Annotated in this window: 11 protein-coding genes; 3 read left to right on the top strand and 8 right to left on the bottom strand. The window is 68.1% G+C overall.

Going from position 1 to position 12,233, the window contains the following annotated elements; genetic code table 11:
• Position 1: 1 nt before the first annotated feature.
• From J2X41_RS03770 to J2X41_RS03750, 4 genes are all read right to left on the bottom strand, one after another.
• Positions 2 to 436 carry a hypothetical protein gene (locus tag J2X41_RS03770; RefSeq protein ID WP_310079713.1) on the bottom strand — a complete coding sequence of 145 codons (435 nt, stop codon included), beginning with the start codon at positions 434 to 436 and terminating at the stop codon, positions 2 to 4.
• 111 nt (positions 437 to 547) lie between these two features.
• Positions 548 to 2,869, bottom strand: coding sequence for an ATP-dependent Clp protease ATP-binding subunit ClpA (gene clpA / locus J2X41_RS03765; RefSeq protein ID WP_310079711.1), 2,322 nt, complete (start codon positions 2,867 to 2,869; stop codon positions 548 to 550).
• An 11-nt stretch (positions 2,870 to 2,880) separates the two neighbouring features.
• Positions 2,881 to 3,210 (bottom strand): ATP-dependent Clp protease adapter ClpS, encoded by a 330-nt coding sequence (gene clpS, locus J2X41_RS03760; RefSeq protein ID WP_007672483.1) that lies wholly within the window; start codon positions 3,208 to 3,210, stop codon positions 2,881 to 2,883.
• A 380-nt stretch (positions 3,211 to 3,590) separates the two neighbouring features.
• Complete coding sequence (locus J2X41_RS03750; RefSeq protein WP_310079710.1) at positions 3,591 to 4,616, bottom strand: NADP-dependent oxidoreductase; 1,026 nt, start codon at positions 4,614 to 4,616, stop codon at positions 3,591 to 3,593.
• A gap of 115 nt (positions 4,617 to 4,731) precedes the next feature.
• Here J2X41_RS03750 and J2X41_RS03745 point away from each other — a divergent pair, with 115 nt between their 5' ends.
• Positions 4,732 to 5,652 (top strand): Gfo/Idh/MocA family oxidoreductase, encoded by a 921-nt coding sequence (locus tag J2X41_RS03745; protein ID WP_310079708.1) that lies wholly within the window; start codon positions 4,732 to 4,734, stop codon positions 5,650 to 5,652.
• Here J2X41_RS03745 and J2X41_RS03740 read toward each other — a convergent pair.
• The gene (locus tag J2X41_RS03740) at positions 5,649 to 6,620 is read right to left on the bottom strand and encodes a quinone oxidoreductase (protein WP_310079706.1); all 972 of its coding nucleotides are present in this window, start codon (positions 6,618 to 6,620) and stop codon (positions 5,649 to 5,651) included. The two genes, J2X41_RS03745 and J2X41_RS03740, sit on opposite strands and share 4 nt — an antisense overlap.
• 89 nt (positions 6,621 to 6,709) lie before the next feature.
• Between J2X41_RS03740 and J2X41_RS03735 the strand changes: the two genes are divergently transcribed.
• Complete coding sequence (locus tag J2X41_RS03735) at positions 6,710 to 7,573, top strand: LysR family transcriptional regulator (RefSeq protein ID WP_310079705.1); 864 nt, start codon at positions 6,710 to 6,712, stop codon at positions 7,571 to 7,573.
• Between the two features lie 142 nt (positions 7,574 to 7,715).
• On the opposite strand, the gene J2X41_RS03730 is transcribed toward J2X41_RS03735, so the two are convergent.
• Positions 7,716 to 9,299 carry a GH39 family glycosyl hydrolase gene (locus J2X41_RS03730; RefSeq protein WP_310079702.1) on the bottom strand — a complete coding sequence of 528 codons (1,584 nt, stop codon included), beginning with the start codon at positions 9,297 to 9,299 and terminating at the stop codon, positions 7,716 to 7,718.
• Positions 9,300 to 9,579: 280 nt separating this feature from the next.
• Between J2X41_RS03730 and ilvD the strand changes: the two genes are divergently transcribed.
• The gene (gene ilvD, locus J2X41_RS03725) at positions 9,580 to 11,310 is read left to right on the top strand and encodes a dihydroxy-acid dehydratase (RefSeq protein ID WP_310079700.1); all 1,731 of its coding nucleotides are present in this window, start codon (positions 9,580 to 9,582) and stop codon (positions 11,308 to 11,310) included.
• 4 nt (positions 11,311 to 11,314) lie between these two features.
• On the opposite strand, the gene J2X41_RS03720 is transcribed toward ilvD, so the two are convergent.
• Together J2X41_RS03720 and J2X41_RS03715 are read right to left on the bottom strand one after the other, a co-directional pair.
• Positions 11,315 to 11,785 (bottom strand): hypothetical protein, encoded by a 471-nt coding sequence (locus J2X41_RS03720; protein WP_310079699.1) that lies wholly within the window; start codon positions 11,783 to 11,785, stop codon positions 11,315 to 11,317.
• A 53-nt stretch (positions 11,786 to 11,838) separates the two neighbouring features.
• Positions 11,839 to 12,189: a hypothetical protein gene (locus tag J2X41_RS03715; protein ID WP_310079697.1), complete on the bottom strand. Its 351-nt coding sequence runs from the start codon at positions 12,187 to 12,189 to the stop codon at positions 11,839 to 11,841.
• Between the last annotated feature and the right edge of the window lie 44 nt (positions 12,190 to 12,233).

The raw sequence follows: 12,233 nt of genomic DNA, 5'->3' as shown, positions 1-12,233 counted from the left end.
GTCAAGGCCCTAGCTTGAGGATGGCGGTGGCCAAGCCGACGATCGCGGTCACGCCACCCATCAAGGCGAAGCTCTGAAAGCGGAGCTTGTCGTTCAGTTCGGCCAGGATCTGGTTCTTGGTTATGGCCAAGTCCGCCTTCAGGCCCTGGATGTCCATCTTGGTCGTGCTGGCCAGATCGGCCAAGTCGGCCTTCGTCGCCATGTCGGCGATATCAGCTTTTCTCACTATGTCGGCGATGTCAGCTTTCGTCGCCATGCTGGCGAAGTCGGCCTTGGTCGCCATGTCGGCGATGTCGATCCTTGTCGCTAAACCACAGACATCTGGAAAGTGCGCCGCCGACTGCACCAGTTCCACGATCGCCTCGGCCGCACGTTCTTCCAACCCCGCGTCGCGGAGGCGTTTCGAGGCGCTGAGGGTGTCGAAGGCGACGTTCATGCGATCAACCTAGTCGCGTGTTCTCGTTTTGTCCAGTCGTCATTCGCGAGCGAGAAAAACAAGAAGGCCCGGATCGCTCCGGGCCTCCCGCTGTCTTGCCGCTGGTAAAGCCTATTCGGCCAGGGCCGGTTCGGCTTCGTCTTCCTTGGGAGCCTTGCTGGGCTTTTCCGGATTGCTCTCGATCTCGAAGTCGATCTTGCTGTCCTTGAGGATGACCTTGACGTGGCCTCCCCGGACCAGGCGTCCGAACAGGATGTCGTCGGCCAGCGGCTTCTTGATGTGCTCCTGGATGACCCGCGCCAGGGGGCGGGCGCCATAGAGCTCGTCGAAGCCGTTCTTGGCCAGCCAGTCGGCCGCGTCGTCGCTCAGAGAGATCGTCACGTTCCGGTCGGCCAGCTGGACTTCCATCTGCAGGACGAACTTCTGCACGACCATCCGGATGATCTCCGGCGTCAGCGGCTTGAAGGCCACCACCGCGTCGAGACGGTTGCGGAACTCCGGCGTGAACAGGCGCTTGAGCGCGGCCTCTTCCTCGCCCTGCACCTTGTCGCGGCCGAAGCCGATCGCCTGGCGTTGGGCGTCCGAAGCCCCGGCGTTGGTGGTCATGATCAGGATGACGTTCCTGAAGTCGACCTTCTTGCCGTTGCTGTCGGTCAGCACCCCGTGGTCCATGACCTGGAGCAGGATGTTGTAGACGTCCGCGTGAGCCTTCTCGATCTCGTCCAGCAGCACCACGGCGTGCGGGTGCTGGTCGACGGCGTCGGTCAGCTGACCGCCCTGGTCGTAGCCGACATAGCCGGGAGGGGCCCCGATCAGGCGGCTGACGGTGTGGCGCTCCATGTACTCCGACATGTCGAAGCGGATCATCTCGATCCCGAGGGTCGAGGCCAGCTGTTTGGCGGCTTCGGTCTTGCCGACGCCGGTCGGGCCGCTGAACAGGTAGCTGCCGATCGGCTTTTCCGGATCGCGCAGGCCGGCCCGGGCCAGCTTCATGGCCGAGGACAGCTGCAGCAGCGCCTCGTCCTGGCCGAACACGGCGCGCTTGAGGTCCGCCTCCAGCTCGCGCAGGGACTCGGTGTCGGACTTGCTGACCGACTTGGGCGGGATGCGGGCGATCTTGGCCACGACGGCCTCGATCTCCTTGACGCCCAGGACCTTCTTGCGGCGGCCTTCCGGCAGCAGCATTTGGCCCGCGCCGGCCTCGTCGATCACGTCGATCGCCTTGTCGGGCAGCTTGCGGTCGGTGATGTACTTGGCCGACAGCTCCACCGCGACCTTCAGGGCCTCGTTGGTGTACTTCAGCTTGTGGAAGTCCTCGTAGTAGGTCTTCAGGCCCTTGAGGATCTTGATGGTGTCTTCCACCGTCGGTTCGTTGACGTCGATCTTCTGGAAGCGACGGACCAGGGCCCGATCCTTCTCGAAGTGCTGGCGGAACTCCTTGTAGGTGGTCGAGCCCATGCACCGCAGGGTGCCCGAGGCCAGGGCCGGCTTCAGCAGGTTGGAGGCGTCCATCGCCCCGCCCGAGGTGGCGCCCGCGCCGATCACCGTATGGATCTCGTCGATGAACAGCACCGCGTTGGGGTGGTTCTCCAGTTCCTTGACCACCTGCTTGACGCGTTCCTCGAAGTCGCCGCGATAGCGGGTGCCGGCCAGCAGCGCGCCCATGTCGAGCGAGTAGATGGTGGCTTCCGCAAGGACTTCGGGGACCTGGTTGGTGATGATCTTGCGGGCTAGGCCCTCGGCGATGGCGGTCTTGCCGACGCCCGGCTCGCCCACCAGCAGCGGGTTGTTCTTGGTCCGGCGGCACAGGATCTGGATCGCGCGTTCCACTTCGTTCGCGCGGCCGATCAGCGGGTCGACCTTGCCCTGGCGGGCCTTTTCGTTGAGGTCGACGCAATAGGCTTCGAGGGCCTCGCCGCCGGTCTTGGCGTTGGGCTTCTCGACGTCTTCCTCGACCGTGGCGCCCTTGGCCGCCTTGGGCTCGGACGCGCCGGCCTTCTTGGCGATGCCGTGGGCGATGAAGTTCACCGCGTCGTAGCGGGTCATGTCCTGCTCTTGCAGGAAGTAGGCGGCGTGGCTCTCGCGTTCCGAGAAGATGGCGACCAGCACGTTGGCGCCGGTCACTTCCTCGCGGCCGGAGGACTGGACGTGGATCACCGCGCGCTGGATCACGCGCTGGAAGCCCGCCGTGGGCTTGGCGTCGTCCTCGTCGTCGACGACCAGCGAGGCCAGTTCGACGTCGAGATAGGTCACGAGGCTCTTCTTCAGAGCGTTGAGGTCGACATCGCAGGCCCGCATGACGCCGGCCGCGTCGTCGTCGTCGGTGAGCGACAGCAGCAGGTGTTCAAGCGTGGCGTATTCGTGCTTGCGCTGGTTGGCGTAAGCGACGGCGCGATGCAGGGATTCTTCAAGTGGGCGCGAAAAAGAGGGCAAGGGGAGGCTCCTCAATCCTTTTCCATGGTGCACTGCAGGGGGTGCTGATGCCTGCGCGCCGAGTCGATCACTTGCGCGACCTTGGTCTCGGCAACTTCGTAGGTGAAAACGCCGCAAACGCCGACGCCATGCTGGTGAACGTGCAGCATGATCCGGGTCGCATCTTCGCGCGACTTGTTGAAGAAACGTTCAAGTACGTAAACGACGAACTCCATCGGAGTATAATCGTCGTTCAAGATCAGTACGCGATACAGCGAGGGCTTTTGTGTCTTCGGCTTCACTTCCGTGATGACCGAAGAGCCCGCGCCGTTGTTTTGTCCGCCTTGCTTTCGCTCGGCCATTGACCGCTTTCTCCCGGCGGGCCGAACAACCCGCCTTACATGGATTAGATATGGAAACGCGGCAGCATTGGAAGGGGCTGCCGCGCCGCTGCGCCGCTTTAACACAGGGGCGCCGCGCAAAGTGGCGTACCGCTTGGGATAGCGGCGATGGGGGCAGGTTGGTTGCCTGGGGTGAGGAGCGCAAATGGGGGCCGTTTTCACGCTCCGCAAGGGGCGGATGGGGCGACTCAGTGGCGCTCAAGGATCCTCCCCCTGTGGGGGAGGTGTCGGCGCAGCCGACGGAGGGGGAGTGATCGGGCGTTGCTGACACCCGGACTGACGATCCCAGAACTCCCCCCACCGATCGCTGCGCGATCGCCTCCCCCACAGGGGAGGAGCGACTACCCCAGCTTCACCAGCATCTTCCCCAGGTTCTCGCCCTTGAACAGCTTGATGAACGCGTCCGGCGCCCGCTCGACGCCGTCTTCCACGGTCTCGTTCCACTTGATCTGCCCCGCGCCGATCCAGCCGGCGATGTCCTTGAGGAACTGCGGGGCCAGGTCGTAGTGATTGGAGACGATGAAGCCCTCCAGCCGCAGGCTCTTGCCCACCGCCTGGATGATGTTGGATGGGCCGGTCAGCTTTCCGGTCTCGTTGTACTGCGAGATCATGCCGCACAGGGCGAAGCGGGCGAAGGGACGGGCCGAGTTCAGGGCCGCTTCCAGGTGCACGCCGCCGACGTTCTCGAAATAGACGTCGATGCCCTTGGGGGCGGCCTTCTCCAGTTCGGCGACCACGTCGGGCGTGGCCTTGTAGTCGATGATGTGGTCGACGCCGATGCTCTTGAGGAAGGCGACCTTCTCGGGCCCGCCGGCCGAGCCGATCACCGTGTGGCCCTTCAGCTTGGCGATCTGGCAGACCACCGAGCCCACGGCCCCGGCCGCGGCCGAGACGAACACGACGTCGCCGTCCTTCAGGGCCGCGATGCGCAGCAGGCCGACATAGGCGGTCAGGCCCGGCATGCCGGCCACGCCCAGGAAGGTCTGGGGCGGCAGGCCGTGGGTGTCGATCTTGGTCACCGCGCCCATCCCGCCGGCGGCCAGGGCCTTGGGCGAGACATTGAACGCTTCGCGCCAGCCGAACATCGTCGACACAATGTCGCCCGGCTTGAAGTCCGGGTCGTTCGAGGCCGTGACCTCGCCGATCGCGCCGCCCTGCAGCGCCTTGCCCAGCTCGAACGGCGGCACGTAGCTCTTCCTGTCGGTCATGCGGCCGCGCATGTAGGGATCGACCGACATCCACAGGTTCCGGACCTGGATCTCGCCGTCGCCCGGTGCGGCGACCTCGACGGTGGCCAGTTCGAAGTTGTCGTGCACGGGCTCGCCCACCGGGCGGCTCTTCAGACGGATTTCGCGCGACGTGACCATGGTCGTTCCTCCCGAGCCTCGTGATCGAGGCGCATTGTTCAAACGAACGTTTAGACCGGTCTCGCCCGCGCCTCCAGTGCTTCCCGCACGAAAGCGAACGGTTTAGACAGCCGGCATGACCCAAGATCTTCTCAAGGCGGGCGTCGTCGGCGCCGGCGTGTTCGGCGGTTATCACGCCAAGAAGTATGTCGAGCTGGGCGGCGTCGAGCTCGTCGCGGTGTTCGACATCGACCTGGCCCGGGCCCGGGCCCTGGCCGAGCCGTTGGGCGCGCGGGCCTTCGACGACATGGCCGCGTTCCTGGCCGCCGTCGACGTGGTCACAGTCGCCACCCCCGCCGTGCACCACGCCAAGGCCGGCCTGGCGGCGCTGAAGGCCGGAAAGCCGGTCTATTCCGAAAAACCCCTGGCCGTGACGCCGGCCGACGCCGACGCCCTGGTCGCCGCCGCCGCCAAGGCCGGCTTGCCCCTGGCCTGCGGCCACCAGGAGCGGGTGGTGTTCCAGGCCATGGGCCTGCTGGACATTCCCGAGCCGCCGCTGCGCCTGGAAGCTGTGCGCCGGGGCACGCCCTCGGACCGCAACCTCGACGTCTCGGTGGTGCTAGACCTGATGATCCACGACATCGACCTGGCCCTGGCTCTCTGCGACGGCGAGCCGGTGACCGTGGAAGGCGAGGGGGCGATCACCCGCTCCACCTCGCTGGACTGGGTGAAGGCCGAAGCCACCTTCGACAACGGCTTCACCGCCGTGTTCGACTCATCGCGCGTCGCCGAGGCCCGCGAGCGGACCATGAAGGTCGTCTACCCTTCCGGCGAGGTCGAGATCGACTTTCTGGCCCGCACCTTCCGAAACACCACCCCGTTCCCGCTGATCGAGGACTTCACCGAGACCCCGGCCGGCAAGGACCCCCTGGGCCAGAGCGTCGCCGGCTTCCTCAAGGCCGTGCGCGGCGAGGCGCCCCGCCCGGTGGTGACGGGCGAGGAAGCGGCGCGGGCGCTGGATCTGGGGCTGGCCGTGGAGCAGGCGGCGGGCGGCTAGGGAACCAGCAACAGACTCCCCGTCGTCCGCCCTGCCTCCAGGTCGGCCTGGGCCTTCCCGGCGTCCTCTAGCGCATAGGTTCCGCCGATCTCGACCGTCAGGTCGCCGCGGCCGAGCGCGCCCAGCAGGTCGGCGGCCGCCGCCCGGTAGCGGGGAACGTCCGCGACAAAGGCCATGACGCTGGGCCGCCACAGGGCGAGGCCCCGCTTGCCGAGGTCGGTGACCAGCACGGGCGGGACGGCGCCGGCCGCCTGGCCGACATTGACCACCAGGCCGAACGGCGCGACGGCGTCGAAGGTCCTGCGCAGATAGGCGCCGCCCAGGCCGTCATAGGCGACGTCGACGCCCCGTCCGCCGGTCAGGTCCAGGGTCTGGGTCACGAAGTCGGCGTCGCGGCCGACGATCACCTGCGTCGCCCCGGCCTCGCGCGCCACCTGGGCCTTGGCCTCGGAACTGGCCGTGCCGATGACCGTGAAGCCCAGCCGCGTCGCCCAGCGGGTCAGCACCTGTCCCAAGCCGCCCGCGGCGGCATGCACCAGCAGGGTCGAGCCCGGGACCGGCGGACGCGGGCCGCGCAGCAGCATCTGGACCGTCAGGCCGCGCAGCATGGCGCCGGCCGCCAGGCGCGTGTCGATGTCGGCGGGCAGCTTGACAGCCCGCGCGGCCGGCAGGTTGCGCGCTTCGGCATAGCCGCCCAGGGGCGCGCCGGCATAGGCGATGCGGTCGCCGACCGCGAGGTCCTCGACGCCGGCGCCGATCGCTTCCACCACCCCCGCGCCCTCGACGCCGAGCACGCCTGGCAGGGGCAGGGGATAGAGGCCGGTCCGGTAATAGATATCGAGGAAGTTGACGCCGGCCGCGTGCTGGCGGACCCGCACCTCGCCGGCGGCGGGCGGCGCGAGCGGACGACGGGCCAGCTGGAATTGGTCGACGCCGCCGGGGGCGAGAAGTTCGATGCTGCGGATCATGGGGGCTCTCCTTGGAGTTCCAGAGTGCGCCGGCGTCGATCTCCTGAAAATTCCATGATCTCGCAATCGCCATGTGCGAAAACGCACGGATGGACTGGGAAGATCTTCGCCATCTCGCCGCCGTCGGGCGGCTGGGGTCGCTCTCCGGCGCGGCCCGCGCCCTCGGCGTCGACCACGCCACGGTCGGCCGGCGTGTCGCGGCCCTGGAGGCGCGGACTGGCCTGCGCCTGCTGGAGCGCCGCGGTCGCGGCACGGCTTTGACCGAGGCCGGCGAACGGGTCGCGGCCCTGGCCTTCGACATGGAGGACCGGGTGCTGGCGGTCGAGCGCCTGGTCCAGGCCGAGCGCCAGCCGCCTAGGGTCGAGGTGGTGGTCAGCGCCCCGCCGGCCCTGGCGATGTTCATGCTGGCCGGCGGCCTGGCCGCCCTGCGCCGGGAGCAGCCGTCGATCACCGTCACCCTGCGCGGCGAGGCGTCCCTGGTGTCGCTGACCCGGCGCGAGGCCGACCTGACCCTGCGCCTGCAGGCCCCGGACGAGCCGACCAGCGTGGCCCGCAAGGTCGGCGAGATGGCCTATGCGCTCTACGCCGCCGTCGATTATCCAAACGAACCCGATGGCGACTGGGCGCTGGTCAGCTACGACGCCGAGATGGACCGCCTGCCGCAGCAGGCCTGGCTGCGCGCCTTCGCGGCCGGGCGGCCGGTCAGCTTCCGCAGCAACGACATGGCCATCCTGCAGCCGGCGGCGCGGGCCGGCCTGGGCGTGGTGCTGCTGCCCTGCTTCATGGCCGACCCGGACCCCGGGCTGCGACGCTGGTCAGGCGCCGCGCCGCCCAACCGCGGCCTGTGGCTGGCCGTGCACGAGGACCTGCGCCGGCTGGCGGCGGTGCGCGCGGTCGGCGACCACCTGGCGGCCGTGATCCACCAGCAGCGCGACCGCCTGCTGGGCGTCTAGCGCGTTCGACATCAGCCCTGGGGCGAAACCTCGTCTTTCGACAGGCTCAGGATGAAGTTTTCTGCTGTCTGGGGCCGTAAATGGTCCTCATTCTGAGCTTGTCGAAGGACGAGGACCACACACTGTCTTGAATGCCGAGCGCCTACTTCGGCGCCACCTTCACCAGCACCACGTCATTGGCCCGCATCGTCACCGACACGCTGGCAGCGCCCGTCTTGCCGATGGTCAGGGCCCGCGTCTCGGGCTTGTCCGTGGTCAAGGCGTTCAGGTCACTGACCTGCTGCTGGCTCAACGTCTTGGGCGAGCCCATCTCCAGATAGGCCGTATAGGCGTCGTTGGCCTTGAAGCCGGTGCGGAAGATCTGCACGTCGTAGCGGCCGGGCTTGAGGCCCTTCAGGTCCAGGCTGACCGGCTCGACGTCGCGGGTCGGCTGGACCTTGGTGTAGTAGGGGCGGTTGCTGACCGCCTGGACCGGCTGGCGGAAGGCCCAGACCAGGGCCTGGACGCCACCGTTGTCCGCCGTGGCCCAGGTCTCGGCGTCGGCGACCTTCACCGCCTTGTCGCCCAGCTGGTTCAGGTACTTGTAGGCGAACCAGGCCGGCTTGCGGATCCCTTGCGGGTTCATCAGGCCAAAGCCGCCCTCGAATGGCGCGGAGGGCGGGCCGGGTTCCTCGAACAGGTCGCTGTAGGTCCAGTAGCTCATGCCCTGCAGCAGGCCCTCGCTGGCCTTCAGCTTGCTGAGGATGTAGGGCGCACTGACATAGGAATCGTGCACCGGGTCGCGGGGCGTGTAGCTGGTGCTCCACTCGGTGAAATACAGCGGCAGGCCGGGCTTGAACGAAGCCTCGATCTCGCGGCGCACGCGGCGCACGTCGCCGACGATGGCGTCCGGCGAGGGCGACAGCTTGGTGTCCTGCTGGCCCTTCTCGTCCAGGAAGCCGCCGTCGACGCCGTAGGTGTGGGTGGTGACGAAATCGACCCCCGCGCCCGAAGCCTGGACGTGGCTGAGGAATTCGGGCGTCCAGGCCGCGCCGGCGGTCGAGGGGCCGCCGACCTTCAGCGCCGGGTCGATGGCCTTGATGGTCCGGGCGGTGTTGTCGTAGAGCTCGAAATAGGCCTTCTGGTCGGCCTTTTCCCAGAAGCCGTCCAGATTGGGCTCGTTCCAGACCTCGAAATACCAGGACCGCACCTCGGCCTCGCCGTAGCGCTGCTGGCAGTGGCGCACGAAAGCGTCGACCAGGGCCGCCCACTGCTTGGGGTCGGGGTGGGAGGTGTTGCCCTTCCAGTAGAAGATCGTCTGTTCCGAGGTCTTCATCGCGTCGGGGGTGAAGCCCAGCTCGACGAACGGCTTGACGCCCATCTTCAGCAGGCGGTCGTACAGCTGGTCGATCTTGGTCCAGTCATAGACCGGCTTGCCGTCGACGACGCGATAGGTCCCCAGCACGTCGTGGAAGATGGCGTGGAAGCGGACATAGCGGAACCCGAGCTCGTCGCGGGCGGTCTTCATCTGGGCCAGGCTGTCGTCGCGCAGCAGGGTGCCCGGATAGTCCGAACCCACCGACAGGTCGTAGAAGCGGTCGCGCGGTGTCGTCGGGGCCTTGGCGTCGATGGCGATGTGGCGGATGGCCGGCTTATTCTGCGCGGAGGCGGATCCCGCCAGAAGCGCCGCCAGGGCCGAGGCCAGGATCGCGCTGCGGAGCAAGGTCCGGGCGGGGGTAGTGGTCATGGCGGCGGGTCCCTTCCTGCAATGGTCCGCCCTCGTGCTGGAGCGGTGTCATTGGGACCGGTACCATTATTCTGGCCCCGCCGTATAGCCGCTTGGCGCCGACGGCGCGGCAGCCTGGAGGAGTAGGGGTTTGATCATGCGCGGCGGCCATGCTTCCGCGAACCGTTCGCAATGAAACGGGCGTCGAGCGCCCGGTTTCCGGTAAAAACTCGGCGTCCAACCCTTCCGTCGCGCCGTCAGCTGAGCTAACCACGGCGCACTATTTGGAAGGCGTACGATCATGACCAAGAAACCCGACGGCACCTGGGACAAGTCGCAACTCCCGAGCCGGCATGTAACCGAAGGGCCGGCCCGCGCGCCGCACCGCTCGTATTACTACGCCATGGGCCTTGGCACGCGGGAGATCGCCCAGCCGTTCGTGGGCGTGGCCTCGTGCTGGAACGAGGCGGCGCCGTGCAACACCGCCCTGATGCGCCAGGCCAACGCCGTGGCCAAGGGCGTCAAGGCGGCCGGCGGCACCCCGCGCGAGTTCTGCACCATCACCGTGACCGACGGCATCGCCATGGGCCACGAGGGCATGCGCTCGTCCCTGGTCAGCCGCGACGTGATCGCCGACTCGGTCGAGCTGACCATGCGCGGCCACGGCTATGACGCCCTGGTCGGCGTCGCGGGCTGCGACAAGAGCCTGCCGGGCATGATGATGGCCATGCTGCGCCTGAACGTGCCCAGCGTGTTCCTGTACGGCGGTTCGATCCTGCCGGGCCGCTTCCAGGGCCGCGACATCACCGTGATGGACGTGTTCGAGGGCGTCGGCGCCCATGCGGCCGGGACCATGGACGCCAAGACCCTGTGCGAACTGGAGCAGCACGCCTGTCCGTCGGACGGCGCCTGCGGGGGCCAGTTCACCGCCAACACCATGGCCTGCGTGTCGGAAGCGATCGGCCTGGCCCTGCCGCTGTCGTCGGCCCTGCCGGCCCCGTACCTGGACCGCGACCAGTACGCCGTGGCCTCGGGCGAGGCGGTGATGCGGCTGATCGAGCAGAACATCCGGCCACGCGACATCTGCACCCGCAAGGCGTTCGAGAACGCCGCCGTGGTCGTGGCCGCCACCGGCGGCTCGACCAACGGCGCCCTGCACCTGCCGGCCATGGCCCACGAGTGCGGCATCGAGTTCACCCTCAAGGACGTGGCCGAGATCGCCGCCCGCACGCCCTACATCGCCGACCTCAAGCCCGGCGGCCGCTACGTGGCCAAGGACATGGGCGAGGCCGGCGGCGTGCCGATGCTGCTGCGCACCCTGCTGGACGCCGGCCTGCTGCACGGCGACTGCATGACCGTGACCGGCAAGACCCTGGCCGAGAACCTGGCCGACGTGGTCTGGCGCGACGATCAGGACGTGATCCGCCCGGTCTCCGATCCGCTGTCGCCGACCGGCGGCGTGGTGGGCCTGTGGGGCTCGCTGGCCCCCGACGGCGGCATCGTCAAGGTGGCCGGCCTCAAGCACCAGGTGCACCGTGGCCCGGCCCGGGTGTTCGACGGCGAGGCGGCCTGCTTCGAGGCGGTGTCGAACCGCGACTACAAGGAAGGCGACGTCCTGGTCATCCGCTACGAAGGCCCCAAGGGCGGGCCGGGCATGCGCGAGATGCTGTCGACCACCGCCGCCATCTACGGCCAGGGCGTGGAGAACATCGCCCTGATCACCGACGGCCGCTTCTCGGGCGCCACGCGTGGCCTGTGCATCGGTCACGTGGGGCCGGAAGCCGCCGTGGGCGGTCCGATCGCCCTGGTCCAGGACGGCGACATCATCAGCATCGACGCCACCAAGGGCACGATCGACCTCGAGGTCGATCCGATTGAGCTGGAGAACCGCCGTCGTCACTGGCAGCCGCGTCGGCACGACTACAACAGCGGCGCGATCTGGAAGTTCGCCCAGCTGGTGGGACCGGCCTATCTGGGCGCGACCACCCATCCGGGCGCCGCCGAAGAAACCCACGTCTACGCCGACATCTGAAGCGCTATTCCGCCGCGTCGATCCGGGCGAGGGTCATCGAGGAGATCTGGCGGAAGGTCTCCTCGCCATTCAGTCGGGCCGACACCTCGTGCAGGAGCCGGTCGCCGTCGATCCTGAACAGGGTCCGGCCGGCGCCGCGCGGGGTGGTCTTCTCCAGCGTCAGCTGATCACCGTCCCACCCGCCGCGGGCCGGCGCGGTGGGCGGGAATCCATAGGTGTCGAACCAGAACCAGATCGCATCCAGGCGTTCCGGGTCGATCGTCAGGACGCCATGGCCGTGAAAGCGATGTCCGCCGGCGCGTTCCTCGGCGTAGTCCCCGATCAGGTTTATCGCGTCGGGATCCATCCTGAATGTCCAGCGGCCCGAGGTCAGGCCGTCCGGCCCGAACGGATTGGGATAAACCTGGCCGGCGCCGTCCCAAACGCCGACCAGGCAGCGAAGCCGGGCGCGCGCCTCGACAAGCGATTTCGTCATCTGACTCTCCGGCGGACCGTGGCGGGCCGTTTTGAACTGCCCGCGCCGGCGCTTCAATCCTTGCTTTTTCCGCGCCGCTCGACCTCGCGGTTGAAGCGATATTCCAAGAGGGTCTCGAACTCGCTGGGCGGGACGATCCGCCGGGCCATGTCGAGGGGGCCTGGAGGAAGATCGTGGGCGACGTGTCGGAGCCGGGGCTGCGGATCGGCCGGCGCGGCGACCGGCGCGAGGTCGGCGTCGGCCTCGGCGAGGCTGGCCGCGCGCTCGGCGTCGCTGACCTGCCCATCATGATCGGTGTCGGCCAGGTCAAGCCGGAGGCGAGGGGTTTGCTGGGCGGAAGTCAGGGCAGGGGCCAGCAGGGCCGCGCCGAACGCCAGGGCTGCAAGGGGACGCGAAACGGACATCCGGATCTCCCACGGGCTTGGTAACGGCGGCGAGCGCCGCCTCG

Source organism: Caulobacter sp. BE254 (genome assembly GCF_031457295.1).
Classification (GTDB): Bacteria; Pseudomonadota; Alphaproteobacteria; order Caulobacterales; family Caulobacteraceae; genus Caulobacter.
The sequence above is the reverse complement of the archived record's forward strand: the minus strand, read 5'-3'. Positions and strand labels throughout refer to the sequence as shown.